At 62.1% G+C, this 24,847-nt stretch carries 37 protein-coding genes; 4 read left to right on the top strand and 33 right to left on the bottom strand.

Features of this window, described 5'->3' with window-relative positions; all coding sequences use genetic code 11:
• The 3 genes from AC5RTB_RS06255 (at position 1) to AC5RTB_RS06245 (ending at position 2,399) form a co-directional block, all read left to right on the top strand.
• Complete coding sequence (locus tag AC5RTB_RS06255; protein WP_494060193.1) at positions 1-936, top strand: type II secretion system F family protein; 936 nt, start codon at positions 1-3, stop codon at positions 934-936.
• 9 nt (positions 937-945) lie between these two features.
• Positions 946-1,830 (top strand): type II secretion system F family protein, encoded by an 885-nt coding sequence (locus AC5RTB_RS06250; protein WP_494060192.1) that lies wholly within the window; start codon positions 946-948, stop codon positions 1,828-1,830.
• A 110-nt stretch (positions 1,831-1,940) separates the two neighbouring features.
• Positions 1,941-2,399, top strand: a complete 459-nt coding sequence (locus tag AC5RTB_RS06245) for an Hpt domain-containing protein (RefSeq protein WP_494060191.1) — start codon at positions 1,941-1,943, stop codon at positions 2,397-2,399.
• A 3-nt stretch (positions 2,400-2,402) separates the two neighbouring features.
• Here the strand turns inward: AC5RTB_RS06245 and AC5RTB_RS06240 are convergent, their stop codons facing one another.
• The gene (locus tag AC5RTB_RS06240) at positions 2,403-3,182 is read right to left on the bottom strand and encodes a response regulator transcription factor (RefSeq protein ID WP_494060190.1); all 780 of its coding nucleotides are present in this window, start codon (positions 3,180-3,182) and stop codon (positions 2,403-2,405) included.
• Between the two features lie 267 nt (positions 3,183-3,449).
• Here AC5RTB_RS06240 and AC5RTB_RS06235 point away from each other — a divergent pair, with 267 nt between their 5' ends.
• The gene (locus tag AC5RTB_RS06235) at positions 3,450-5,108 is read left to right on the top strand and encodes a PAS domain-containing sensor histidine kinase (protein ID WP_494060189.1); all 1,659 of its coding nucleotides are present in this window, start codon (positions 3,450-3,452) and stop codon (positions 5,106-5,108) included.
• A gap of 3 nt (positions 5,109-5,111) precedes the next feature.
• On the opposite strand, the gene AC5RTB_RS06230 is transcribed toward AC5RTB_RS06235, so the two are convergent.
• The 32 genes from AC5RTB_RS06230 to tuf form a co-directional block, all read right to left on the bottom strand.
• Entirely contained in the window at positions 5,112-6,038 is a 927-nt protein-coding gene (locus AC5RTB_RS06230; protein WP_494060188.1) for a tRNA pseudouridine synthase A, read from the bottom strand.
• Positions 6,039-6,063: 25 nt separating this feature from the next.
• Positions 6,064-6,687 carry a 50S ribosomal protein L17 gene (gene rplQ, locus AC5RTB_RS06225; protein ID WP_494060187.1) on the bottom strand — a complete coding sequence of 208 codons (624 nt, stop codon included), beginning with the start codon at positions 6,685-6,687 and terminating at the stop codon, positions 6,064-6,066.
• Positions 6,688-6,751: 64 nt separating this feature from the next.
• Positions 6,752-7,762, bottom strand: coding sequence for a DNA-directed RNA polymerase subunit alpha (locus AC5RTB_RS06220; protein ID WP_026545639.1), 1,011 nt, complete (start codon positions 7,760-7,762; stop codon positions 6,752-6,754).
• Positions 7,763-7,915: 153 nt separating this feature from the next.
• Positions 7,916-8,317, bottom strand: coding sequence for a 30S ribosomal protein S11 (gene rpsK, locus AC5RTB_RS06215; protein WP_204531699.1), 402 nt, complete (start codon positions 8,315-8,317; stop codon positions 7,916-7,918).
• A 53-nt stretch (positions 8,318-8,370) separates the two neighbouring features.
• The gene (gene rpsM, locus AC5RTB_RS06210; protein WP_490889653.1) at positions 8,371-8,748 is read right to left on the bottom strand and encodes a 30S ribosomal protein S13; all 378 of its coding nucleotides are present in this window, start codon (positions 8,746-8,748) and stop codon (positions 8,371-8,373) included.
• A gap of 164 nt (positions 8,749-8,912) precedes the next feature.
• The gene (gene rpmJ / locus AC5RTB_RS06205; protein WP_024475611.1) at positions 8,913-9,026 is read right to left on the bottom strand and encodes a 50S ribosomal protein L36; all 114 of its coding nucleotides are present in this window, start codon (positions 9,024-9,026) and stop codon (positions 8,913-8,915) included.
• A gap of 86 nt (positions 9,027-9,112) precedes the next feature.
• The gene (gene infA, locus AC5RTB_RS06200) at positions 9,113-9,334 is read right to left on the bottom strand and encodes a translation initiation factor IF-1 (protein ID WP_019481515.1); all 222 of its coding nucleotides are present in this window, start codon (positions 9,332-9,334) and stop codon (positions 9,113-9,115) included.
• A gap of 234 nt (positions 9,335-9,568) precedes the next feature.
• Entirely contained in the window at positions 9,569-10,393 is an 825-nt protein-coding gene (gene map / locus AC5RTB_RS06195; protein WP_494060186.1) for a type I methionyl aminopeptidase, read from the bottom strand.
• Between the two features lie 5 nt (positions 10,394-10,398).
• Positions 10,399-10,971: an adenylate kinase gene (locus tag AC5RTB_RS06190; protein ID WP_494060185.1), complete on the bottom strand. Its 573-nt coding sequence runs from the start codon at positions 10,969-10,971 to the stop codon at positions 10,399-10,401.
• Positions 10,968-12,281: a preprotein translocase subunit SecY gene (secY, locus tag AC5RTB_RS06185; protein WP_490889659.1), complete on the bottom strand. Its 1,314-nt coding sequence runs from the start codon at positions 12,279-12,281 to the stop codon at positions 10,968-10,970. Before secY ends, AC5RTB_RS06190 begins: the two co-directional genes overlap by 4 nt.
• Before the next feature lie 260 nt (positions 12,282-12,541).
• On the bottom strand, positions 12,542-13,090 hold the full coding sequence (gene rplO, locus AC5RTB_RS06180; protein WP_494060184.1) for a 50S ribosomal protein L15: 549 nt from the start codon (positions 13,088-13,090) through the stop codon (positions 12,542-12,544).
• On the bottom strand, positions 13,090-13,302 hold the full coding sequence (gene rpmD, locus AC5RTB_RS06175) for a 50S ribosomal protein L30 (RefSeq protein WP_309071309.1): 213 nt from the start codon (positions 13,300-13,302) through the stop codon (positions 13,090-13,092). Before rpmD ends, rplO begins: the two co-directional genes overlap by 1 nt.
• Entirely contained in the window at positions 13,302-14,006 is a 705-nt protein-coding gene (gene rpsE, locus AC5RTB_RS06170) for a 30S ribosomal protein S5 (protein ID WP_494060411.1), read from the bottom strand. The genes rpmD and rpsE overlap by 1 nt, the downstream gene beginning before the upstream one ends.
• Positions 14,007-14,035: 29 nt before the next feature.
• Positions 14,036-14,419 carry a 50S ribosomal protein L18 gene (gene rplR, locus AC5RTB_RS06165; RefSeq protein ID WP_494060183.1) on the bottom strand — a complete coding sequence of 128 codons (384 nt, stop codon included), beginning with the start codon at positions 14,417-14,419 and terminating at the stop codon, positions 14,036-14,038.
• 2 nt (positions 14,420-14,421) lie between these two features.
• A complete protein-coding gene (gene rplF, locus AC5RTB_RS06160) occupies positions 14,422-14,958 on the bottom strand; it encodes a 50S ribosomal protein L6 (RefSeq protein ID WP_490889664.1) in 537 nt (178 codons plus the stop codon).
• Positions 14,959-14,978: 20 nt separating this feature from the next.
• Positions 14,979-15,377, bottom strand: a complete 399-nt coding sequence (gene rpsH, locus AC5RTB_RS06155; RefSeq protein ID WP_167994165.1) for a 30S ribosomal protein S8 — start codon at positions 15,375-15,377, stop codon at positions 14,979-14,981.
• Positions 15,378-15,471: 94 nt separating this feature from the next.
• On the bottom strand, positions 15,472-16,047 hold the full coding sequence (rplE, locus tag AC5RTB_RS06150) for a 50S ribosomal protein L5 (protein ID WP_490889666.1): 576 nt from the start codon (positions 16,045-16,047) through the stop codon (positions 15,472-15,474).
• Positions 16,047-16,424 (bottom strand): 50S ribosomal protein L24, encoded by a 378-nt coding sequence (rplX, locus tag AC5RTB_RS06145; RefSeq protein ID WP_490889668.1) that lies wholly within the window; start codon positions 16,422-16,424, stop codon positions 16,047-16,049. The genes rplE and rplX overlap by 1 nt, the downstream gene beginning before the upstream one ends.
• 2 nt (positions 16,425-16,426) lie before the next feature.
• Entirely contained in the window at positions 16,427-16,795 is a 369-nt protein-coding gene (rplN, locus tag AC5RTB_RS06140) for a 50S ribosomal protein L14 (RefSeq protein ID WP_026545654.1), read from the bottom strand.
• A gap of 369 nt (positions 16,796-17,164) precedes the next feature.
• Entirely contained in the window at positions 17,165-17,458 is a 294-nt protein-coding gene (gene rpsQ, locus AC5RTB_RS06135; RefSeq protein WP_494060182.1) for a 30S ribosomal protein S17, read from the bottom strand.
• Positions 17,455-17,802 (bottom strand): 50S ribosomal protein L29, encoded by a 348-nt coding sequence (gene rpmC / locus AC5RTB_RS06130; protein ID WP_299167073.1) that lies wholly within the window; start codon positions 17,800-17,802, stop codon positions 17,455-17,457. The genes rpsQ and rpmC overlap by 4 nt, the downstream gene beginning before the upstream one ends.
• Positions 17,803-17,804: 2 nt before the next feature.
• Positions 17,805-18,221 carry a 50S ribosomal protein L16 gene (gene rplP / locus AC5RTB_RS06125; protein ID WP_026545657.1) on the bottom strand — a complete coding sequence of 139 codons (417 nt, stop codon included), beginning with the start codon at positions 18,219-18,221 and terminating at the stop codon, positions 17,805-17,807.
• Positions 18,222-19,064, bottom strand: a complete 843-nt coding sequence (gene rpsC, locus AC5RTB_RS06120) for a 30S ribosomal protein S3 (protein WP_490889672.1) — start codon at positions 19,062-19,064, stop codon at positions 18,222-18,224.
• Positions 19,065-19,430: a 50S ribosomal protein L22 gene (rplV, locus tag AC5RTB_RS06115; RefSeq protein WP_026545659.1), complete on the bottom strand. Its 366-nt coding sequence runs from the start codon at positions 19,428-19,430 to the stop codon at positions 19,065-19,067. It lies immediately after the preceding gene.
• A 39-nt stretch (positions 19,431-19,469) separates the two neighbouring features.
• Positions 19,470-19,751: a 30S ribosomal protein S19 gene (gene rpsS / locus AC5RTB_RS06110; protein WP_011692805.1), complete on the bottom strand. Its 282-nt coding sequence runs from the start codon at positions 19,749-19,751 to the stop codon at positions 19,470-19,472.
• A gap of 12 nt (positions 19,752-19,763) precedes the next feature.
• Complete coding sequence (gene rplB / locus AC5RTB_RS06105; RefSeq protein ID WP_299167066.1) at positions 19,764-20,603, bottom strand: 50S ribosomal protein L2; 840 nt, start codon at positions 20,601-20,603, stop codon at positions 19,764-19,766.
• Between the two features lie 30 nt (positions 20,604-20,633).
• Positions 20,634-20,939: a 50S ribosomal protein L23 gene (rplW, locus tag AC5RTB_RS06100; protein WP_490889675.1), complete on the bottom strand. Its 306-nt coding sequence runs from the start codon at positions 20,937-20,939 to the stop codon at positions 20,634-20,636.
• Positions 20,936-21,589, bottom strand: coding sequence for a 50S ribosomal protein L4 (rplD, locus tag AC5RTB_RS06095; protein WP_494060181.1), 654 nt, complete (start codon positions 21,587-21,589; stop codon positions 20,936-20,938). The genes rplW and rplD overlap by 4 nt, the downstream gene beginning before the upstream one ends.
• A 3-nt stretch (positions 21,590-21,592) precedes the next feature.
• The gene (gene rplC, locus AC5RTB_RS06090) at positions 21,593-22,249 is read right to left on the bottom strand and encodes a 50S ribosomal protein L3 (protein ID WP_494060180.1); all 657 of its coding nucleotides are present in this window, start codon (positions 22,247-22,249) and stop codon (positions 21,593-21,595) included.
• 16 nt (positions 22,250-22,265) lie between these two features.
• Positions 22,266-22,574 carry a 30S ribosomal protein S10 gene (gene rpsJ / locus AC5RTB_RS06085; protein WP_003803825.1) on the bottom strand — a complete coding sequence of 103 codons (309 nt, stop codon included), beginning with the start codon at positions 22,572-22,574 and terminating at the stop codon, positions 22,266-22,268.
• Between the two features lie 389 nt (positions 22,575-22,963).
• Entirely contained in the window at positions 22,964-23,566 is a 603-nt protein-coding gene (locus AC5RTB_RS06080; protein ID WP_494060179.1) for a hypothetical protein, read from the bottom strand.
• A gap of 82 nt (positions 23,567-23,648) precedes the next feature.
• Positions 23,649-24,839, bottom strand: coding sequence for an elongation factor Tu (gene tuf, locus AC5RTB_RS06075; RefSeq protein ID WP_494060178.1), 1,191 nt, complete (start codon positions 24,837-24,839; stop codon positions 23,649-23,651).
• Between the last annotated feature and the right edge of the window lie 8 nt (positions 24,840-24,847).

The raw sequence follows: 24,847 nt of genomic DNA, 5'->3' as shown, positions 1-24,847 counted from the left end.
ATGACGCTGATGTTCCTGTACGGGACGGCGCTGTGTATCGCAGCGCTCGGCCTCCTCTTCTTCGCCACGCGTCCGCACCAGGCTGCCGTGCCATTGGACCGCCGTCGTCCACCGGCTGAGGAATCAGACTCAAAGCTCACCAAGTTCGCTGGGTCAGCCGTGCGCTCAATGGAACGGTTTCTCAGGAATCACCCGCAGCGGCTCTATAGGCCGGATCTGCTGGAAACCGCCGGTGTGCGGCTTACCCAGGCGGACATGTTCATCCTCGTCATCACCGGCGGAATCGCAGGTCTGGCGCTTGGCTTACTGGTGGGCGGACCGCTGCTCGGTATCTTCTTTCTCATCCTGGCTCCGGTCGTGGCCCACATCGCGCTGGTCTTCAGGATCAGCCGGCGCCGCTCCAAGTTCGACGACCAGCTCGGCGACACCCTGCAACTCCTCACCGGCGGTCTAAGGGCCGGTCACAGTATCCTGCGCGCCATCGATGCCGCTGCCATTGAAGCCGACGCTCCGACGTCCGACGAGATGCGGCGGGTTGTTACCGAGACCAGTCTGGGCAAGGACCTGCTCGCGTCGCTGACGGACACCTCCCGTCGGATGGAAAGCGAAGACTTTGCCTGGATCGCGCAGGCCATCCAGATCAACCGCGAGGTGGGCGGTGACCTTGCAGAGGTCCTGGATCAGGTGGGCGCCACCATCCGGGAGCGCAGCGAGATCAAGGGACAGATCCGTGCACTTGCGGCTGAAGGCAAGTTCTCGGCCTACATCCTGGTGGCCCTTCCCTTCGCCATCGGAGCCATGCTCATGGTCGTGAGCCCCGGATACATCGACCCGCTGTTCGCTAACCCACTCGGCTGGGTCATGATCGGCGCCTCCGTAGTAATGATGACCATCGGCTGCCTCTGGCTCCGCAAGATCATCGATCTGAAGTTCTAGGAGGCCGACGTGAATCCAGTGCTACTGACATCCCTGCTGCTCGTCGCCGCCCCCCTTGGCTACCTCGGGTGGGCTCTGCTCGCCCCCGGCAACAAAAGCTACAAGAACATTCAGGCAAACCTGAACCGTGGTCTCACCAGTTCCGATGAAGGCAAAGCTCACAGTTCCGGCGCACTGGCGCGCTTGGGGTACAAGCTCACGCCGTCGTCGTACGTACAGAAGCTGGACAAGCTTCTCGCCCTGGCGGGACGGCCGGTGTCACTGCCGCTCGGGCGAGTGCTCGGCGCCAAGCCGGCGCTTTGCCTGACAGGCGCGGGGCTCGGCTACCTGATGGCCAGTGCCGCGCAAAAGCCTATGATCACCATGCTGGCCATCTTCCTCACCGTGTTCGGGTACTTCATCCCGGACCTCCTCCTCTACAGCAAGGGGCAGGAACGGCAGAAGGCCATGCAGCTGGAACTCGCGAACACGCTGGACCAGATGCTGATCTCCGTGGAGGCCGGTCTCGGCTTCGAAAGCGCAATGCAGCGTGCGGGCGAAAACGGCAAGGGACCGCTCGCCGAGGAACTGGTCCGGACGCTCCAGGACATGCAGGTGGGCCGTAGCCGACGCGAGTCCTATCTGGCCCTCGCAGACCGAACGAGTATCCCCGAGCTGCGCAGCTTCGTCAAAGCCATCGTCCAGGCTGACGCATACGGCATCGCGCTGAGCGGTGTGCTCCGCACCCAGGCGAAGGTGATGCGCGTGAAACGGCGTCAGCGGGCCGAGGAAAAAGCTATGAAACTCCCGGTCACGGTGCTGTTCCCGCTGCTTTTCTTCATCTTCCCGGTGCTGTTCATCATCATCCTCGGGCCCGCTGTGATCAACGCGATCGCGACCTTCAGTGGGTCCTGAATTCGACGGGTCTAGCGTGGCTAGTACACAATCCGAAGAATTCCGCAGTGTTTCCTCAGCAACGATCAATTCCCGCTTTTCTCACATCTTCAGAAAGTAGCGTTAGCCCCATGGCTCTCTCCAACCCCAGCGCGAACGACGACGATGCAGCATCCCTGCACGCCGTCAGCGCTGAATCCCGGAGTGTCCTGGGCGGCAGCGACCACACAGACAGGACACCTCTGGTGGATCCCAACGTCATCCATGACCTTGAGGATCAACTCGACAGCCCCGCCGCTGCACGGGCATTTGTACGCGACTACGTGGCCGTCTGGGATGAGCGGGATTTGCGCCTCTCGTCCGCAATTGCACGGCGCAACCAGGCCGCTTCTCTGGACGCGGTCCTGAGCCTGAAAATCACGTCCACCATGGTGGGGGCCACCCTGCTCGTCGCGCTGACCACGGCCCTGGAGGCACTGCTCCGCGAGGGCAAGCTCGAAGAAGCCGAGGCGGCATTCCCGCAGGTTCACCGGTGCGGATTGCGCACCATGCGGGAACTGACCGTGCAGCACCTCAAGAAGCACCAGTAGGGATCAGTCCGGACGTCGCGGCACCAACCGGTAGCCCACACCACGCACGGTCATCAGCCAACGGGGACTCCGCGAGTCCTCCCCCAGCTTCCGGCGCAGGTTGCCGATGTGGACCTCGATGGCCCGTTCATCCGCTTCACTGATGTAAGTGTCAGTCCTGTAGTACTGGCCCCGGACTACACGCACCAGGTCGCCCTTGGTACGCACGGCACCCGAGCTCCGTAAGAGCTCATGCAGCAGGTCGAACTCGCTCCGGGTCAGCACCAGCTCCTCGCCGCGCACCGTCACCGTCCGCGTGTCCTTGTCCAGCTCAAGGCCGTTATGCCGCAGCACGGAGTCCGGACGCGCCGGCACGGAGGGTTCCTCGACAGGAGGGGCCGCCGTCGTCGTCGGCTGCTCACTGGCGAGGCCGTTGCGCGGCCGTCGCAGCATCGCCGCTACGCGGGCACGGAGCTCACGTGGCCGGAAAGGTTTGGTGACAAAGTCATCGGCCCCGGACTGCAGCGCAGTGAGCGTGTCGATCTCCTCGTTGTGCGCGGTCAGCATGATCACGTAGCAGTCACTGAGATCGCGAATCCTGCGCAGCACCTCAAAGCCGTCGATGTCCGGAAGGCCGACGTCGAGGGTGACGAGCGTGGGATTGTGTTCCTTGACCGCCTCCACCCCGCTGCGACCCTCGGCTGCGGCATGGACAACGAAACCTGATTGTGTGAGAACCGTACTCACGAGGTTACGGACGTCGAGATCGTCCTCGACCACTACCGCCACACCTGGATCGCCCACTATTTTCCTCCTGGCCCCAACAGAACTGTAGTTCCACAGTTCATCACAAAAGGACGAGACACCGCGACGCACAGTGAACCGCCAGCGTGCCCTCACAGCATACGCGCGCTTCAGTGGTGCTGATCTCAACGGTCGGAAATAGGGAACTTTGTGAACCGGTTAGGAGTTGAAGTGCGCCGGCACCACCGAGTGACGACATAATGGTAGTTATGTCGTGGTCTCAGAGGCATCTCCTTAGCGTTGTGCGCGCTCGAACCGGGCGGCATCATGAGTGAACGCGTGATGTTCCTGGCGGCCAAGCAGGCGTACTCGAACCTGCACTTCCGCGCGCGCGTCGGGCTGTGTGAATTGCCTTTGGCCGTCCTGGTCGCCGTCATTGCGATCATCGCTTCCGTCGTGGCGCCGATGCTGCTGATGAATCCCCTGTTCCTCGGAGGACTCGCCCTCCATGCCGTGCTCCTTGCGGCGGCCTTCCTCACCCCTTGGGAAAAGCTCCGAGAAGGTTCCTACGTCGCCATACCGCTGCTGGACTTCGTAGCCATAGTATTCACCCGCAACGGTTCGGCAGACGTCCTGCCAGGACTGAGCCTCCTGGCGATCTTCCCGGTGATCTGGCTGTCTGCGTCCGAGTTGAAGCCGTCACTGAGTCTCCTGGCCAGCTTCGTTGGACCGTTCCTTATTCTCGCGGTTCCCCCGCTGATGGGATTGGCGCCGCCCAACCAGATCGGCACCGCCGTCCTGCTTGGACTGGCGATGGCGGCGGTGTCCGTCTCACTGCGCTTCGCCAGCCTCAACTCCGTGCACAGCCAGCGCGAGCTCGCGGCCTCAGATGCGGAAGTACACCGTCTCCAGGGCGAAAATACCGAGCGCGCTTTGCTCCTCGAAGCCATCCTCGACACGATCGACGTCGGACTGGTGGCCCTCGATGCCAACGGCAACCGCACCCTCACCAACCGCCAGCAGCGCTCCTATGACCTCCTCGTCCACACAGGCAACACGAACGACGACGTCCCGTCCAGCCACCTCTACGCGGCCGACAAAATTACTCCCGTCCACCCGAGACGCTATCCGGTGCAACGGGCCGCAGCGGGCGAAACATTCTGCAACTACCTGGTCTGGCTCGGACCGAAAAGCTCCCAGCGGGCGATTACCACGGCAGCAACAGCCATGAGGGACAGCGAGGGCCGGTTCGCCGGCTCCGTGATCGTCTCCAGTGACGTGACGGACATGGTGGAGGCGCTGACCGCCAAAGAGGACTTTGTGTCCAATGTGTCCCATGAACTGTGGACTCCGCTCACCTCAATCATCGGCCACCTGGATCTGGTGCTCGACGACGACCACTCCCTGCCGCCGAACATCAACCACCAGCTCTGCGTCGCGCGGCGCAATGCGGAGCGGCTTTATGCGCTGGTTTCCAATCTGCTTGCATCAGCGTCGGGTGCGGCGAGCGTCCACCTGCGCCCGACTGACCTGAGCGGTCTGGTCGAACACAGTATCGAGTCTGCATCGCCTCAGGCGGCAATCACCGGCGTCACCCTGAAGGCTGACGTCCCGGACATCCTGTGGACCACCTCGGACCCGCTGCGCATCCGTCAGGTGCTGGACAACCTCATCTCCAACGCCATCAAATACTCGCCCGACGGCGGAACAGTCACCGTCCGCGCGCGGCAGCGGAGCGACGCAGCCTTGCTCGAGGTACAGGACACCGGCATTGGGATGTCGCCGCAGGAAACGACGCAGATTTTCGGGAAGTTCTTCCGGACCGCCGCTGCACGCGAATCCTCCATTCCAGGCGTCGGGCTGGGCCTGGCGATCACGAAGGCGATAGTCGACAGCCACGGCGGAACCATCTGCTGCACCAGCGAACTGGGCGCAGGAACAACTTTCACGGTGACGCTCCCGCTGCACCGGTCGGAACAGAACTAGCTCTCAGACACCCCGCTTGGCACGGGTGAGTTCCGCGCGCAATGCCAGTTCGGCGGCGTCGCCCGGGTAGCGCACTTCCTCCAGGACCAGCGGGTGCGCCGGGGCGAGAACGGACCGTGAATCCTTTCGGCGGGAGCGCAGACGCCCACCCAGCCACTCCGGCGGTTCCTCGCCGCTGCCCACACGGAGCGCCGAACCCATCAGTGCCCGGACCATGTTGTGGCAGAAAGCATCGGCCTGGATGGTGGCGCGGAGTATTCCATCAGCCTCGCGCTCGAACTCGAACCGTTGCAGTTCGCGGACCGTCGTGGCACCAACCCGCGGCTTACAGAAAGCACGGAAGTCCTGCAGCCCGAGCACCGACGCTGCACCCGTATTCAGAAGGCGCTCGTCCAGCTCTTCGGAGTGCCAGAGCACTGTGGTTCGGTTCAGCGGATCCTGCAGTTCGGAGCGGTCAGCGATCCGGTAGCTGTAGCGGCGCCAAAGTGCGGAGAAACGTGCGTCGAAGCCCGGCGGAGCAATGCTCACGGCACGGACGACGACGGGTGACGCCGGGTTGCCGGCGTAGACGGTGCGCGCGGCGGCGCTGGGCGGCAGGAAACGGTTCACGGTGGCTTGCAGGCGCCGCTTCAGCGCCAGGGCAGGATCGATCTCCCGGCCGCGGCTCAGGGCGTGCCACTCCCCCGGTTCAAGGTCAATGTGGGTCACCTGACCGCGGGCATGCACGCCGGCGTCAGTGCGGCCGGCGACCGTGAGTCGGACGTGGCGCCGGAACAGAAGCTCAAGCCCCGACTCCACTGTGCCCTGCACGGTAGGCAGACCGGGCTGGAGTGCCCAGCCGGAGAAGGGGCCGCCGTCGTAGGCAAGATCGATGCGGACACGCAAATGCCCGCCATCCACGGAGAGGATGACGGGCATTTGTTCGTTCATGTGATTCAGGAAGGGCGTAGAAGAACTACTTCTTCCCGTCTTCTTCCGGCACGGAGCCTTCTTCGACGACTACGGTCTCCTCGGCGTCGCCCTCAGAGGCGCTTACCGTGGTGTCCTCAGCAGCAACCTCGTCAGCCGAAGCTGCCGAGGGAGCGGACTCAGCGGACTCAGCCGATTCCGGGGAATCTGCAGACTCAGCGGACGCGACCGGCGCAGCAGCTGCAGCGTCGCGCTCAGCGGCATTGCCTGCCGCGCGCTCGGCTTCGCCGACTACGGCCTGCTTCGCCGAAACAGGCTCAAGCACCAGCTCGATGACAGCCATGGGGGCGTTGTCGCCCTTGCGATTGCCGATCTTGGTGATGCGGGTGTAGCCACCGTTACGGTTGGCGACGGCCGGTGCGATGTCCGTGAACAGCTCGTGGACGACGCCCTTGTTGCTGATGACAGCCAGGACGCGGCGGCGCGAGGCCAGGTCACCCTGCTTGGCAAAGGTGATCAGGCGCTCGGCGTAGGGGCGAAGCCGCTTTGCCTTGGTCACCGTGGTGGTGATGCGCTTGTGCTCGAACAGCGAGGCGGCCAGGTTGGCGAGCATCAGGCGCTCGTGCGCCGGACCGCCACCGAGGCGTGGGCCCTTTGTGGGTGTGGGCATGATGTTTTATCTCCTCATGAATGTGCCCGAGGCCGCATCCTAAGCGGCACCAGGTTTCTAACGTTTAGAGTTCGTCGTCGCCGTAAGCGGCGTCGTCCTCTTCAATCGCAGCGGCGCGGGCTGCAAGGTCGAACCCTGGAGGGGAATCCTTCAGGGACAGACCAAGCTCAACCAGCTTTGCCTTGACCTCATCGATGGACTTCGCACCGAAGTTACGGATGTCCATCAGGTCAGCCTCGGAGCGCGCAACCAGTTCACCCACGGTGTGGATGCCCTCACGCTTGAGGCAGTTGTAGGAACGAACGGTGAGTTCGAGATCCTCGATCGGGAGGGCCATGTCAGCGGCGAGTGCAGCGTCGCTGGGCGACGGGCCGATCTCGATGCCTTCAGCGGCGGTGTTCAGTTCGCGGGCGAGACCGAACAGTTCAACCAGGGTGGTACCGGCCGATGCAACGGCGTCGCGCGGAGCGATGGCGTCCTTCGTCTCGACGTCGACGATCAGGCGGTCGAAGTCGGTGCGCTGCTCAACACGGGTGGCTTCCACGCGGAAAGTCACCTTCAGGACCGGCGAGTAGATGGAGTCAACCGGAATGCGGCCGATCTCAGAATCACCGGACTTGTTCTGGGATGCGGACACGTAGCCGCGGCCACGCTCGATGGTCAGTTCGAGCTCGAACTTGCCCTTCGAGTTGAGGGTTGCGATGTGCAGGTCCGGGTTGTGGAACTCCACGCCGGCCGGCGGGGCAATGTCAGCTGCGGTCACGACGCCGGGGCCCTGCTTGCGCAGGTAGGCAACCACGGGCTCGTCGTGCTCGGAGGACACCGCGAGGTTCTTGATGTTCAGGATGATCTCGGTGACATCTTCCTTCACACCAGGAACGGTGGTGAATTCATGCAGGACGCCGTCAATCCGGATGCTGGTGACAGCTGCTCCGGGAATCGAGGACAGCAGCGTGCGACGAAGCGAGTTGCCGAGGGTGTAGCCAAAACCGGGCTCCAGCGGTTCGATGACAAAACGCGAGCGGTTGTCAGCGACTACTTCTTCAGTCAGGGTGGGGCGCTGTGCAATGAGCACTTACATTTCCTTTCAGGGAGCATCCGCTATATGACGCAACACAAATGGTGGAAAGGGAAAGCTAGAGAGCGGGACTCAGTAGCTAAACGACAGTCAGCCCCAGGCCGCCCGCACTTCGACTGAAGCACGGGCGTACCTGGAGCCAAGGAGCTACTAGACGCGGCGGCGCTTCGGGGGGCGGCAGCCGTTGTGGGCGCTGGGGGTAACGTCCTGAATGGAACCGACCTCAAGGCCGGCTGCCTGCAGCGAACGGATCGCGGTCTCGCGTCCGGATCCCGGACCCTTCACGAAAACATCCACCTTGCGGACGCCGTGCTCCTGGGCGCGCTTGGCAGCGGCCTCGGCAGCGGTCTGTGCAGCGTAAGGGGTGGACTTGCGTGAGCCCTTGAATCCGACCTCGCCTGCGGAGGCCCAGGAGATTACAGCTCCGTTGGGGTCCGTGATCGAGACGATGGTGTTGTTGAACGTGCTCTTGATATGCGCCTGACCGAAGGCGATATTCTTCTTGTCCTTGCGACGCGGCTTGCGGACCGCTCCACGAGTCTTGGGGGGCATTACTTCTCCTACGAAGGTTCTGGAAAAAGAGGGTGTGAAGGTGGACCGCTAAATCAGCGTCCGGCCTTCTTCTTGCCTGCGACGGTGCGCTTGGGACCCTTGCGGGTACGCGCATTGGTCTTGGTGCGCTGTCCACGCACGGGAAGGCCACGGCGGTGCCGGATACCCTCGTAGCTGCCGATCTCAACCTTGCGGCGGATGTCTGCAGCCACCTCGCGGCGGAGGTCACCCTCAACCTTGTAGTTGCCTTCAATGTAGTCGCGAAGCTGGACGAGCTCAGCGTCGGTGAGATCCTTGACGCGCGTGTCCGGGTTGATGCCGGTTTCTGCGATCGTCTGATCTGCACGGGTCTTGCCCACGCCGTAGATGTAGGTAAGCGCAATGATTACCCGCTTTTCGCGGGGAATGTCTACGCCAGCGAGACGTGCCATAGTGGCGGTTCTCCTTTTGATGACCGGAGGTCTGAAACAGTGCGGCCCGGATTATTCCGGTCCCCGGCCTCCGCGCCGGGGGTGTGGGTGCACCTCAACGGGTCTGCCCTGCACTGCTTTTATATTGTGGTGTTACTACGCGTGGGTGACCCTCGAAAGAGGATTCAGCCCTGGCGCTGCTTGTGGCGCGGGTTTTCGCAGATTACGAGTACGTTGCCCTTGCGGCGAACCACCTGGCACTTGTCGCAAATCCGCTTCACGCTCGGCTGGACCTTCATGGTTTTCCTTTGCGTTCGTGCAGTTGTGCTGTTTTGCCTCCGCGACCGGTGGGCCGGGAGGCTCGGAACTAAATACTCAGAACCGTCTACTTGTAGCGGTAGACGATACGACCCCTGGTGAGGTCGTAAGGGCTAAGCTCCACTACCACCCGGTCCTCGGGGAGGATTCGAATGTAGTGCTGACGCATCTTTCCCGAGATGTGGGCTAGAACAATGTGTCCGTTGGCCAACTCAACGCGGAACATCGCGTTGGGCAGAGCCTCGTTCACAGTGCCTTCAATCTCAATGACACCGTCTTTCTTGGCCATATCCTCCGCTAACTTCTGTGCCGCCACTTGCGGGGCGGACGGTCTTGGGGTTTTGATTGTCTGACTCCCCCGCCCGGGATCGCGGATCCCGTTCCACACGTAACGGAACAAACCGTTCGGAGGATGGGCGCAAAAGGGCGCAAAAGTAGCGACAACCAACAGACAACTCTACGCTACGACCTGCTGAAAGTTAAATCCGGCTCGGCCTGCCGGATCAGAGCCACGAAAGGGCGCTCAGTCGAGAGGCGCGACGACGACGCCCAGCTCTCCGAGGCGGGCGGCACCGCCGTCAGCGGCAGTGAGAACCCAGATGCCGCCGTCGTGAACTGCCACGGTGTGTTCCCACTGGCAGGCGCGCTTGCCGTCGACGGTGACAACCGTCCAGTCGTCGTCGAGGACCGCGGTCTCGAGACGCCCCTGCACCAGCATGGGTTCGATCGCGAGGCAAAGGCCTGACTTGATCTTCGGGCCGCGATGACTGCTGCGGTAGTTCAGGACGTCAGGTGACTGGTGCATCTGCGTTCCAATGCCATGGCCGACATAGTCCTGCAGGATACCGAGAGCCGGGCCCTCGACTGCAGACACATAGTCGTCAATGGCGGAACCGATGTCTCCGACATACTTGCCTGTGGCCAGGGCTGCGATCCCCCGCCACATGGCTTCCTCGGTGATCTGGGACAGCCGGACATCCTCCGGCCGCGGAGTGCCCACAATAACGGTGCGGGCTGAATCCGAGTGCCAACCGCGGATGATCGCGCCACCGTCAATGGAGATGATGTCGCCGTCCTGCAGGACGTAGTCACCCGGGATGCCGTGTACGACCTCGTGGTTCACAGAGGTGCAGATGCTGGCCGGGAAGCCGTGATAGCCGAGGAAGTTGGAGGTGGCGCCGGCGTCCTTGAGAACACCGGCGAACACCGCGTCCAGTTCGCGGGTGGATACGCCCACGCGGGCAGCTGCTACCGCCTGATCAAGGGCGTCTGTGAGCACCAGACCCGCTTCACGCATGACGCGGATCTGGTCTGCTGACTTGTACTCAACACGCTGCTGGCGAAACATGACGACTACTGGGTTACTTTCAGTGCCGACATGACGCGCTCGGTCACTTCATCAATGGCGCCGATCCCATCGACACGCTTGACGATGCCGCGTTCTTCGTACTGGGAGACAACGGCTTCAGTCTGCTCGTGGTACAGGTCGAGGCGATGCCGGATGACAGTTTCATTGTCATCCGACCGGCCGTCGAGCTGTGCACGGCCAAGGAGCCGGCGAACCAGTTCCTCGTCGTCGGCAGTGAGCTGGAGTACGACGTCGAGCGTCAGGTCGTTCTGCGCGAGAATGTCATCCAGCTCTTCGACCTGCGCAGCCGTGCGCGGGTACCCGTCGAGCAGGAAGCCGTCCTGGACATCATCCTCGGTGAGACGGGCGCGGACCATGCTGTTGGTCACGCTGTCCGGGACGAAGTCGCCCGCGTCCATGTACTTCTTCGCTTCGATACCGAGCGGAGTCTTGTTCTTGACGTTCTCGCGGAAGATATCGCCGGTGGAGATTGCCGCCACACCGAGGCGCTCGGAGATCCGAGCCGCCTGCGTACCCTTGCCGGACCCGGGAGGTCCAATGATGAGCATCCGTGTCATCGCAATAACCCTTCGTAGTGGCGCTGCTGCAGCTGCGCGTCAATCTGCTTCACCGTTTCGAGGCCCACGCCGACCATGATGAGGATGGAGGTGCCGCCGAACGGGAAGTTCTGGTTCGCATTGATCGCAACGAGCGCGATCAACGGGATGAGCGCAACAATGCCGAGGTAGATAGCGCCCGGCAGGGTGATGCGGGAGAGGACGTACTGGAGATACTCCGCCGTAGGCCGACCAGCCCGGATGCCCGGGATGAATCCGCCGTACTTCTTCATGTTCTCCGACACTTCCTCCGGGTTGAAGGTGATCGCCACGTAGAAGTAGGTGAAGAACACGATCATTCCGAAGTACATCGCCATATAGAGCGGGTGGTCACCGGTGGTGAGGTAGGTGGTGATCCAGTTGACCCATTCCGGCGGCGGTGTCTGACCGTCAGTGGGAGTGTTGAACTGCGCGATCAGCGACGGCAGGTACAGCATCGACGACGCGAAGATCACGGGGATGACGCCGGCCATGTTGACCTTGATCGGGATGTAGGTGCTGCTGCCGCCCAGGGTGCGGCGCCCGATCATGCGCTTGGCGTACTGCACCGGAACGCGTCGCTGCGACTGCTCGACGAAGATCACGAGCATCACCACGAAGACGCCGATTACCAGGACACCGAGGAACACGTTCCAGCCCTGCGTGCGCAGGATCTCGCCCAGCGACGTGGGGAAGCCGGCAGCGATAGCGGTGAAGATCAGAAGCGACATACCGTTGCCGACGCCGCGCTCGGTGATGAGCTCACCCATCCACATGATCAGTCCGGTACCGGCGGTCAGCGTGATGATGAGCAGGATGATCGTGATGAGGCTGTCATCCGGAATGATCGGAACGGGACAGTTGCCCAGCAGGGCACCCGAACGAGCCAGCGACACCAGCGTCGTGGCATTCAGCAGACCAAGTGCGATTGTCAGGTAGCGCGTGTACTGCGTAAGCTGCGCCTGCCCCTGGGCTCCCTCCTGATGGAGTTCCTGGAAGCGCGGGATGACCACGCGGAGCAGCTGGGTGATGATGCTGGCCGTAATGTACGGCATGATCCCCAACGCGAAGACGGACACCTGCAGCAGTGCACCGCCGCTGAAGAGGTTGACGAACTGGTAGAGGCCGCCCTCTGTGTTGCCGAGCTGCAAACACTGCTGCACGTTACCGTAGTCAACACCGGGCGCCGGGATAAATGCACCCAAACGGAAAATGGTGATGATTCCCAGCGTGAACAACAGCTTGCGCCGCAAGTCTGGCGTCCGGAAAGCCCGGCCAATAGCGCTAAGCAAGCGTCCTCCTGAATAAGTCTTGGTGGCCCTTCGCGGGCAATACACACCAACCGAGTCTAACGGCTGGAATAGGGCACTCGAGAACCCGGGGTATTGATAGAGCCTGTTAAACGAAACAAACTCCTGGAGAGCCGGGGAACCCGGCCCACCAAGAGTCTAGTTGCTTCATGAGCTAGATCACAGTCTGCTCCCCCTCCGCCGTCGTACGGATGTCCGAAGGACAAACCGACAGATCGGCGGAGGGGAAGCGACGCTGGGAACTAGAGCCCCGAGACCGAGCCGCCTGCGGCGGTGATCTTCTCAGCAGCGCTGGCGGACACGGCGTGAACCTTGACGTCCACCTTGACCGCGAGGTCGCCCGTACCCAGAACCTTGACGAGCTGGTTCTTGCGCACTGCGCCCTTGGCGATCAGGCTGTCCACGGACACCTCGCCGCCGTCGGGGTAGAGCTCGTTGATCTTGTCCAGGTTGACAACCTGGTACTCGACGCGGAACGGGTTCTTGAAGCCACGCAGCTTCGGCAGGCGCATGTGCAGCGGCAGCTGCCCACCTGCGAAACCTGCCTTGACCGAGTAACGGGCCTTCGTGCCCTTGGTGCCACGACCGGCGGTCTTACCCTTGGATCCTTCACCACGACCAACGCGGGTCTTGGCGGTCTTGGCACCCGGGGCGGGACGAAGGTGGTGTACCTTCAGCGCGTGGACGCGAGGCGTGCTCTCAGCAGTTTCCTGAGTGGCAGCGGCCTTGGCAGCAGGCTTGCGGGCCGGCTTTTTCTCGGTGGATTCCTCCACCGTCTTCTTCTCTGCCATTACTTGGCCTCCTCAACCTTCACGAGGTGCGGAACCGTGTTGACCATGCCTACGGTCACCTCGTCAGCGTTGCGGACAACGGTGTGTCCGATCCGCTTCAGGCCGAGTGAACGAAGGGTGTCCCGCTGGTTCTGCTTACCGCCGATAACGGACTTGATCTGTGTGATTTCCAGCTTTGCGGAGCTGGCAACCAGGCGCTTCGGAGTTGCCATTACGCACCTGCCTTCTGATCCTGCATTGCGCGCAGCATCGATGTTGAGGCAACCTCGTCCAACGGGAGGCCGCGGCGTGCAGCCACTGCCTGCGGCTCTTCGAGCCGCTTCAGCGCGTCAACGGTTGCGTGAACAATGTTGATGGCGTTGGAGGACCCGAGCGACTTGGACAGGACGTCGTGGATACCGACGCATTCCAGCACGGCGCGCACCGGACCACCGGCGATTACACCGGTACCCGGCGAAGCCGGACGCAGGAGCACGACGCCGGCCGCTGCCTCACCCTGAACCAGGTGGGGAACGGTGCCGCCGATGCGGGGAACCTTGAAGAAGGACTTCTTGGCTTCCTCTACTGCCTTGGAGATGGCCATGGGAACTTCCTTGGCCTTGCCGTAGCCGACTCCGACCATGCCGTTGCCGTCACCGACAACAACGAGTGCGGTGAAGCTGAAGCGCCGGCCGCCCTTGACGACCTTTGCCACACGGTTGATCGACACGACGCGCTCTACGAACTTGTCCTTGTCGTCGCCACGGCCGCCATCGCGACCGCCACGGCCGCCATCGCGACCGCCACGGCCGCCATCGCGTCCGCCACGCTCTCCACGGCGGGCACCGCCGCGGCGATCGTCAGTGGTCGACGCCGTCTCGGTGGACTCGGCCGCGGGAGCTTCAGTTGCAGGCTGCTCAGCCTTTGCCGTATTCAATGAGGCTTCCTTTGCGTTGTTCTGCTCGGTCACAGTGCCAGCCCACCTTCACGTGCGCCGTCTGCGATTGCGGCAACCCGGCCGTGGTACTTGTTGCCTCCACGGTCGAATACGACTGCCTCAATGCCCGCAGCCTTTGCCCGCTCAGCAACGAGCTCGCCAACGCGCTTGGCCTTGGCGGTCTTGTCACCGTCGAACGCACGCAGGTCGGCCTCGAGGGTCGATGCAGAAGCAAGGGTGACGCCCTTGGAGTCGTCGACAACCTGCACGAATACGTGACGGGCTGAACGGTTGACTACCAGGCGGGGACGAACAGCGGTACCGGTGATGCGCTTGCGGACCCGAAGGTGACGCCGTCCGCGCTGGGCGGACTTGCTCTTCGAGATGCGCTTCTTGTTGATGCTCAGTGACATGGTTACTTACCAGCCTTTCCGACCTTGCGGCGAATAACCTCGCCGGCGTAGCGGATGCCCTTGCCCTTATAGGGATCCGGACGGCGCAGCTTGCGGATATTCGCAGCAACTTCGCCGACCTGCTGCTTGTTGATGCCGGAAACGGAGACCTTGGTGGGGCTGTCCACGGTCAGCGTGATGCCCTCCGGTGCCTTTACAGGCACAGGGTGGCTGTAGCCCAGCGCGAACTCCAGGTCAGAACCCTTGGCCTGCACACGGTAACCGGTGCCGACAATCTCAAGGTTCTTCTTGTAGCCCTCGGTAACTCCAACGATCATGTTGGAGATCAGGGTGCGGGTCAGGCCGTGCAGCGAACGCGCTTCGCGCTCGTCGTTCGGGCGCGAGACGGTGATCGTGCTGTCCTCAAGCGAAACCTGGATCGGGCTGGCAACAGTGTGGCTCAGCTCGCCCTTGGATCCCTTGACAGAAACAACACTGCCGTCAATCTTGACCTCTACGCCTGCAGGCACGGTGATGGGGAGACGTCCAATACGTGACATGTTTCTCTTTCCCTTTCCCGCTACCAGACGTAGGCGAGGACTTCCCCACCTACACCCTTCTTGGCTGCCTGGCGGTCTGTGAGCAGACCGGAGGACGTGGACAGGATGGCAATGCCCAGCCCGCCAAGAACGTGCGGCAGGTTGGTGGACTTTGCGTATACGCGCAGACCCGGCTTGGAGATGCGCCGGATGCCTGCAATGGAGCGCTGACGGTCAGGACCGAACTTGAGGTCGATGGTGAGCTTCTTGCCCACCTCAGCCTCTTCTTCCTTCCAGCCGGCGATGTAGCCTTCAGCCTTCAGGATGTCGGCAACACGTGCCTTCAGCTTGCTGTATGGCATAGACACGGTGTCGTGGTATGCCGAGTTGGCGTTGCGGAGACGCGTAAGCATGTCTGCAACTGGATCTGTCATTGTCATTGGGCTCTAGCCCTTCCTCGAAACGGTTTCCGGACTCCGGTGGAACCCAGCGTCAGCTGGCTTCCAGTGCGGAACGGACCTGCAACGTAGTTGATTAGTCTTCGGATTTGAACGGGAAGCCGAGCGCCTTGAGCAGTGCGCGGCCCTCGTCGTCGGTCTTGGCAGTGGTCACAACGGTGATGTCCATACCGCGGACACGGTCAATCTTGTCCTGGTCGATCTCGTGGAACATGGACTGCTCCGTGAGACCGAAGGTGTAGTTGCCGTTGCCGTCGAACTGGCGCCCGTTGAGACCGCGGAAGTCGCGAATACGGGGCAGTGCCAGGGTGACCAGGCGGTCGACGAATTCCCACATGCGGTCTCCGCGCAGCGTCGCGTGTGCACCGATCGGCATTCCTTCGCGGAGCTTGAACTGCGCGATGGACTTGCGTGCCTTGGTGACCTGCGGCTTCTGGCCGGTGATCTGGGTGAGGTCGCGAACTGCACCGTCAATGAGCTTGGAGTCCTTGGCGGCATCTCCAACACCCATGTTCACAACGACCTTGACGAGCCGGGGAACCTGGTTGACGTTGCTGTAGTTGAATTCCTCCAGCAGCGAGGACTTGATCTCTGCTGCGTAGCGGGCCTTCAGGCGCGGGGTGATCTTGGTTTCTACGGCTTCAGCAGTCATTACAGATCCTTCCCTGATGCCTTGGCGACGCGGATGCGGACCGTGCGCTCACGGCCGTCCCGCTCCACGGTCTCGGTGCGGTAGCCGACGCGGGTGGGCTTCTTGGTCTCCGGGTCTACAACTGCGACGTTACTGATGTGGATGGAAGCCTCAACGGTCTCGATGCCACCGGTCTTGGTGCCGCGCTGCGACTGTCCGACCTTGGTGTGCTTCGTGATGCGGTTGATGCCTTCGACCAGTACACGGTTGCTCTCAGGGAATACCTTGAGGACCTTGCCCTGCTTGCCGCGGTCTCCGCCGCGCTCCTGCTTGGCGCCAGTGATGACCTGAACGAGGTCACCCTTCTTGATCTTCAGCTTCGAACGGGTCTGAGCCATGACTACAGCACCTCCGGGGCCAGTGAAATGATCTTCATGAAGCGCTTGTCGCGAAGTTCGCGACCGACCGGGCCGAAGATACGGGTACCACGAGGATCGCCGTCGCCCTTGAGGATAACGGCAGCGTTCTCGTCGAACTTGATGTAGGAACCATCCGCACGGCGGCGTTCCTTCTTTGTGCGGACGATGACGGCCTTGACCACATCGCCCTTCTTGACGTTCCCACCGGGGATAGCGTCTTTGACGGTGGCGACGATAACGTCACCAATTCCTGCGTAGCGACGTCCGGATCCGCCGAGAACACGGATGGTAAGGATTTCCTTAGCACCAGTGTTGTCGGCGACCTTGAGTCGCGACTCCTGCTGAATCACTGTCTACTCCTTGCGTCGCGCTGGTTCTCAGGCCGAACTACTGCATACGGAATGAGCCTTGCGGAACGGTTGATCGGGGTGTCTCTGAACCCACCTGGATTTTGCCAGCGGAGGGCCTAAACGCCCGTGCCCGAGGCATTTGCCTCCCAGACGCCAAGCGCAGGGAAGTACTATGCCGGAGCACGATTGTTCACGAGGTTTCATGACGGCGCTCCGTGAATGCGCGGCTCAGTTCTCACTGAAGCCGGCACGGAAGGCGCCATACAAACTCAATATCCTAGCACGTTTTGAAATGCAAGCAGTCCCCCACTCCAGAAGGAACGAGGGACTGCTTTGTGTCGACGGATCGACGCGGTCTGTAAGAGGGCTTTACTTGGCCTTCTCGATGACCTCAACCAGGCGCCACCGCTTGGTAGCGGACAGCGGGCGGGTCTCGCTGATCAGGACCATGTCGCCAACACCAGCGGTGTTCTGCTCATCATGGGCCTTGACCTTCGAGGTGCGGCGGATGACCTTGCCGTAGAGGGCGTGCTTTACGCGGTCCTCTACCTCGACAACGATGGTCTTCTCCATTTTGTCGGAGACGACGTAGCCGCGGCGGGTCTTGCGGTAACCGCGACCCGCGGTCCCCGGCACTGTTGCCTCAATCTTCTCTTCACTCATTTGGCATCCTCCTCAGAAGCCTGTGTTTCCACGGACTTTTCGTCCTTCGTGGAGGCAGCCTTGGAACCCTTCGATTTCTTGCCGGCCTTTTCGGTCTTTGCTTCTTCTACCGGGGCAACGACGTCGGGCCGAATTCCCAGCTCGCGCTCACGGAGCACGGTGTAGATGCGGGCGATGTCCCGCTTCACAGAGCGCAGGCGGCCGTGGTTTTCAAGCTGACCGGTGGCTGACTGGAAGCGCAGGTTGAACAGCTCTTCCTTAGCCTTGGCGAGTTCCTCCACCAGACGGTCCTTATCGAACCCATCCAGCTGGTCGGTTGCCAGTTCTTTTGAACCGAGTGCCATGACTATTCACCACCCTCACGACGCACGATACGTGCCTTCAACGGCAGCTTGTGGATCGCCAGGCGCAGTGCCTCGCGAGCTACCTCTTCATTGACACCGGAGAGCTCAAAAAGAACACGACCCGGCTTGACGTTGGCGACCCACCACTCAGGGGAACCCTTACCGGAACCCATACGGGTTTCAGCCGGCTTCTTGGTCAGCGGACGGTCCGGGTAGATGTTGATCCACACCTTTCCACCACGCTTGATGTGACGGGTCATTGCGATACGCGCAGATTCGATCTGCCGGTTGGTGACGTATGCCGGGCTCAGAGCCTGGATACCCCACTCACCGAAGCTGACCTGCGTGCCGCCGGTAGCAGCGCCCGAACGACCGGGGTGGTGCTGCTTGCGGAACTTTACTCGACGTGGGATAAGCATTTAAGCCTGTCCTCCTTCCGCTGCAGCAGCGGACTCAGCCGGCGCGGACTCGGCGGGAGCGGCGTTAGCCTCACCCTGACCGGCGCCGCGATCGGCATTACGACGACGGCGGTCACCACGGTCCGGGCCTGCCGGGCCGCGTCCGGGGCGGTCTCCGCCACGTCCGCGCGACGGCGCAGCAGCTGCCTGGGCAGCCAGTTCCTTGGCGGTGACGTCGCCCTTGTAGATCCAAACCTTCACGCCGATACGGCCGAAGGTGGTCTTGGCCTCGAAGAAGCCGTAGTCGATGTTCGCGCGGAGGGTGTGCAGGGGCACACGGCCTTCGCGGTAGAACTCCGAACGGCTCATTTCGGCGCCGCCGAGGCGGCCCGAGCACTGTACGCGGATGCCCTTGGCACCGGCACGCTGTGCCGACTGCATAGCCTTCTTCATGGCGCGGCGGAAAGCCACACGCGAAGAGAGCTGCTCAGCGATGCCCTGGGCAACCAGCTGCGCTTCGATCTCGGGGTTCTTGACCTCGAGAATGTTCAGCTGAACCTGCTTGCCGGTGAGCTTCTCGAGCTCGCCGCGGATGCGGTCCGCTTCGGCGCCGCGGCGGCCGATAACGATACCCGGACGTGCCGTGTGGATATCCACACGAACGCGATCGCGGGTGCGCTCGATCTCAACCTTGGCGATGCCTGCGCGGTCCATGCCCGTGGACATGAGCTGGCGGATCTTGACGTCCTCGCGGACGAAGTCCTTGTAGCGCTGGCCCGGCTTGTTGCTGTCAGCAAACCAGTGTGACCTGTGGTCAGTGGTGATGCCGAGTCGGAACCCGTGCGGGTTTACTTTCTGTCCCACTTAGCGGTCCTCCACTTTCTCAGGGGTAGCGACAACAACAGTGACGTGGCTGGTCCGCTTGTTGATGCGGTAGGCGCGGCCCTGGGCACGCGGCTGGAACCGCTTCATCGTGGGACCTTCATCGACATATGCTTCGCTGATGATGAGGTCGCCTTCGTCGAATGCAACGCCGTCGCGGTCCGCGAGGACACGGGCGTTTGCAACTGCCGACTGAACTACCTTGAAAACCGGCTCCGAAGCTGCCTGGGGGGCAAACTTCAGGATTGCCAGAGCCTCATTCGCTTGCTTACCACGAACAAGGTTGACGACGCGCCGGGCCTTCATAGGCGTTACGCGCAGATGACGCGCAATAGCCTTGGCTTCCATTGCTTTCCTTCTCTCGTCTTAGCCGTAGAAACAGGCGCCTTAGCGGCGCTTGCCCTTGCGGTCGTCCTTCACATGGCCGCGGAATGTCCGCGTGGGAGCGAATTCGCCGAGCTTGTGCCCGACCATCGACTCGGTGACAAACACCGGAATGTGCTTGCGCCCGTCATGTACGGCAATCGTGTGGCCGAGCATGTCCGGGATGATCATGGAACGGCGGGACCACGTCTTGATGACGTTCTTGGTGCCCTTCTCGTTCTCGCGGTCCACCTTGACGAACAGGTGCTGATCGACGAAGGGGCCTTTCTTCAGGCTGCGTGGCATGTTTCCAGGCTCCTATCGCTTGTTCTTGCCGGAACGACGGCGACGCACAATGAGCGAGTCGCTTTCTTTGTTGGGACGGCGGGTACGGCCTTCGGCCTTACCGTTCGGGTTGACCGGGTGACGTCCACCGGAAGTCTTGCCTTCACCACCACCGTGCGGGTGATCAACAGGGTTCATCGCAACACCGCGGACGGTCGGGCGAACGCCCTTCCAGCGCATGCGGCCTGCCTTCCCCCAGTTGATGTTCGACTGCTCGGCGTTGCCGACCTCGCCGATGGTCGCGCGGCAGCGCACATCGACGTTACGGATTTCGCCGGACGGCAGACGAAGCTGCGCGAAGCGGCCTTCCTTGGCGACGAGCTGGACCGAAGCACCAGCGGACCGTGCCATCTTGGCACCGCCACCGGGGCGCAGCTCCACCGCGTGGATAACAGTACCCACGGGGATGTTGCGCATCGGCAGGTTGTTGCCGGGCTTGATGTCGGCACCGGGGCCGGCCTCAACGAAGTCGCCCTGCTTGAGCTTGTTCGGGGCAATGATGTAGCGCTTCGTGCCGTCAATGTAGTGCAGGAGGGCGATGCGTGCGGTGCGGTTGGGATCGTATTCGATCTCAGCAACGCGTGCGTTGACGCCGTCCTTGTCGTGGCGACGGAAGTCGATAAGACGGTACTGACGCTTGTGTCCACCACCCTTGTGACGGGTGGTGATCTTGCCGCTGTTGTTACGGCCGCCCTTTTTGGGGAGCGGACGCACCAGGGATTTCTCCGGCGTCGACCGTGTGATTTCTGCGAAGTCGGCAACGCTCGAGCCGCGACGGCCCGGGGTTGTCGGCTTGTATTTGCGGATAGCCATTTTTCAGTTCCTCGTTAAAGTGGTCTCCGCTCAGCTGAGCGGACCGCCGAAGATGTCGATCGTGCCTTCTTTGAGGGTGACAATTGCGCGCTTGGTGTTCTTGCGCTGTCCCCATCCGAATTTGGTGCGCTTACGCTTACCGGCACGGTTGATGGTGTTGATCGAGTCGACCTTTACGGAGAAAATCTTCTCCACGGCCAGCTTGATCTCGGTCTTGTTGGAGCGCGGGTCGACCAGGAAGGTGTACTTTCCTTCGTCGATCAGGCCGTAGCTCTTCTCCGACACGACGGGTGCAATGACGACGTCGCGAGGGTCCTTGGTGATGGAGCCACTCACTTGGCGTCCTCCTCAGTTGTAGTCGTGACGGAGTCAGCCGCAGCTTCCTCATTCACAGCCGATCCAACAAAAGCGTCGTAAGCGGCCTTCGTGAAGATCACGTCGTCCGAGACCAGTACGTCGTACGTGTTCAGCTGATCCACGTACAGGGTGTGGACCTCAACGAGGTTGCGCACGGACAGTGCGGCCAGGTCGTTTGAACGCTCGATGACAACCAGCAGGTTGGGACGCTCGGAGACACCGCGAAGGGTGGCCATTGCGGCCTTGGTCGACGGCTTCTCGCTACCGACCAGCGACTCGATGACGTGGATGCGTCCGTTGCGTGCCCGGTCAGAGAGTGCACCGCGCAGGGCGGCTGCCTTCATCTTCTTGGGGGTGCGCTGGCTGTAGTCACGCGGCGTGGGGCCGTGAACGATGCCACCACCGGTCATGTGCGGCGCGCGGATGGAGCCCTGGCGTGCGCGGCCGGTGCCCTTCTGCTTGAACGGCTTGCGACCGGCTCCGCTGACTTCGGCGCGTGTCTTGGTCTTGTGCGTACCCTGACGGGCAGCAGCAAGCTGGGCCACGACGACCTGGTGCAGCAGCGGAACGTTGGTCTGTGCGTCGAAGATCTCGGCGGGGAGATCAACTTTCAAAGTCTTGGTAGCCATGACTTATGCTCCCTTCACGGCGGTGCGTACGAGTACGACCTGTCCGCGGGCGCCGGGGACGGCACCCTTGATCAGCAGCAGCGACTTCTCGACGTCCACAGCGTGAACGGTGAGGTTCAGCGTGGTCTGGCGAACGGCACCCATCCGGCCTGCCATTTTCATTCCACGGAAGACGCGGCTGGGGGTGGAGGCTCCACCGATCGAGCCGGGCTTACGGTGGTTCTTGTGAGCACCGTGGGAAGCGCCGACGCCGGAGAAGCCGTGACGCTTCATGACACCTGCGAAACCCTTACCCTTGGTCTTGCCGATGACGTCGACCTGCTGGCCGGCTTCGAACAGCTCAACAGAGAGTTCCTGGCCCAGCGAGTAGGAATCGACATCGGAAGTGCGCAGTTCAACGACGTGGCGGCGCGGCGTGACGCCGGCCTTCTCGAAGTGACCGGCGAGCGGCTTGGTGACCTTGCGCGGATCGATCTGGCCGAAGCCGATCTGGACGGCGCTGTAGCCGTCGGCGTCAGCGGTACGCAGCTGCGTGATGACGTTGGAGTCAGCCTGCAGGACCGTTACCGGGACGAGGCGGTTGTTTTCATCCCAGACCTGGGTCATGCCGAGCTTGGTAGCGAGCAGTCCCTTGACCTGGCGCGTAAGCGAAGTAGACATAGTTATCTTCTCTCCCTTACAGCTTGATCTCGATGTTCACGTCCGCGGGAAGGTCGAGGCGCATGAGCGAGTCGACGGCCTTGGGCGTGGGGTCAATGATGTCGATAAGACGCTTGTGCGTGCGCATTTCAAAGTGCTCGCGGCTGTCCTTGTACTTGTGCGGCGACCGGATAACGCAGTAAACGTTCTTCTCCGTCGGCAGCGGCACGGGGCCGACTACCGTTGCGCCTGCGCGCGTCACCGTCTCAACGATCTTCCGAGCTGAAACGTCAATGACCTCGTGGTCATACGACTTCAGCCGGATGCGGATCTTTTGTCCCGCCATGGCGTCTCGACTCTCTCTCTGTCATGAAGAACGCCACCGTGCGGTGACGTTCCTGGCTACGTACTGCGCCCGTTGTTGCGACGCTCCTCCAGCAGACTGAATCCGGATAGTTCCGGGTTCCTCACCCTGCCGAGGCTCCGACCCCCGCGCTCGGGCGTGTCGCGTATCTTCCACATGAAGATTCAGCGGTAATCCGAGCTATTGGATTGGGGCGGGTTATATTTGGGCCAGCTTCCGCGGCGGATGCGACCCTGCATCAGGCATTATCCTGACCGGGACTACAGCTCAAAACCGCGCGCACAGGCGCTTGAACAACTCAACTAGTCTGCCAGATTATGCGGCACATTGCGAATCAGGCCCCTCCCGGTTCGCGACACGCCGGGGCGGCGCTACTCGGCTTTCACGCCAGCGCGATAAAGAGCAAGCCGCGACAGCGCCGAAACGGTCCCGGGATCTCCCCTCCGCCAGGATCCGACAGGGTCCTTCGACACGGCGAACAGCTCAGCCGGCTTTGCGGCATTCAGCGCCCGCAGCGCCAGAAGCTCCTGACCGCCCGGCATGTCTCTCAACCGACGAAGCCGGGAAGTGCGGCGGACGAATCTGACGCGCCTAACAAGCCAGACCCGGGCAAGGATGATGAGCGGGAGCAGCGCGACCACCCAGCCGACGACGGCGGCGGCCAGCGCCACGCTGGACTGCTGATCCTGGCCGGCACTGACAAGGAAGCCGCCGGCCTCGGCAGCATCGCGGAAGGGAGCGCTGGCCTGGTCACCGATGAGCGGCACTCCCCCCATGCGATTCGCCGCATCGTCCATTGTGCTCCGGAACCCCGCGCCCGCCTCCTCCATGCCGCGCCCCAACTCAGCGAGAGCAGCTATGGCGCCGGCAGCTGCCCTTCCGAGCAGGACAGCAATGACGACGACGGCGACTGCGAACACATCACTGAGGATCTGACGGGTGCGTTGCAGCGGATAGCTCGAGTAGATCTGCACCGGACAACTCTACGCAAGAAAACGAAAGCCCCGCTGCGATGAACGCAGCGGGGCTTTCTAACCAGCAGTAGTGGTGAAGCTACTACTTGATGATCTTGGTAACGCGACCTGATCCAACGGTGCGGCCGCCTTCGCGGATAGCAAAGCCGAGGCCCTCTTCCATTGCGATCGGCTGGATGAGCTCAACGCTCATCTCAGTGTTGTCGCCAGGCATGACCATTTCGGTGCCCTCGGGGAGGGTGATGACACCGGTGACGTCAGTGGTACGGAAGTAGAACTGCGGACGGTAGTTGGAGTAGAACGGGTTGTGACGACCGCCCTCGTCCTTGGCCAGGATGTAGACGTTGGCCTCGAAGTCGGTGTGCGGGGTGATCGAACCCGGCTTGACGATAACCTGGCCACGCTCTACGTCTTCGCGCTTGATGCCGCGGAGCAGCAGACCACAGTTCTCGCCGGCCCAAGCCTCGTCGAGCTGCTTGTGGAACATCTCGATACCGGTAACCGTGGTCTTCTGGACCGGACGGATGCCGACGATCTCGACCTCGGAGTTGATTGCGAGGGTTCCACGCTCGGCGCGGCCCGTCACAACGGTTCCACGGCCGGTGATGGTGAAGACGTCCTCGACAGGCATGAGGAACGGCTTGTCCTTGTCGCGGATCGGGTCAGGAACGTTGTTGTCAACGGCTTCCATCAGATCCTCAACGGACTTGACCCACTCAGGGTCACCCTCGAGAGCCTTCAGACCGGAAACGCGAACCACAGGAGCGTCGTCGCCATCGAAGCCCTGTGAGCTCAGGAGCTCACGAACTTCCATTTCAACGAGGTCAAGCAGTTCCTCGTCCTCGACCATGTCGGACTTGTTCAGCGCGACCAGCAGGTAAGGAACACCAACCTGGCGGGCGAGCAGAACGTGCTCGCGGGTCTGGGCCATCGGACCATCGGTGGCGGCAACAACGAGGATGGCGCCATCCATCTGAGCCGCACCGGTGATCATGTTCTTGATGTAGTCAGCGTGACCGGGAGCGTCAACGTGTGCGTAGTGACGCTTCTCGGTCTGGTATTCAACGTGCGAGATGTTGATGGTGATGCCGCGCTGCTTCTCCTCGGGGGCCGAGTCGATCGACGCGAAATCACGCTGCTCGTTGAGGGTGGGGTACTTGTCGTACAGCACCTTGGAAATGGCAGCCGTCAACGTGGTCTTTCCATGGTCAACGTGACCAATGGTGCCGATGTTAACGTGCGGCTTAGTCCGCTCGAACTTTGCCTTCGCCACGGGTTCCT

It is taken from the genome of Arthrobacter sp. M71 S08 (assembly GCF_059089725.1).
The sequence above is the reverse complement of the archived record's forward strand: the minus strand, read 5'-3'. Positions and strand labels throughout refer to the sequence as shown.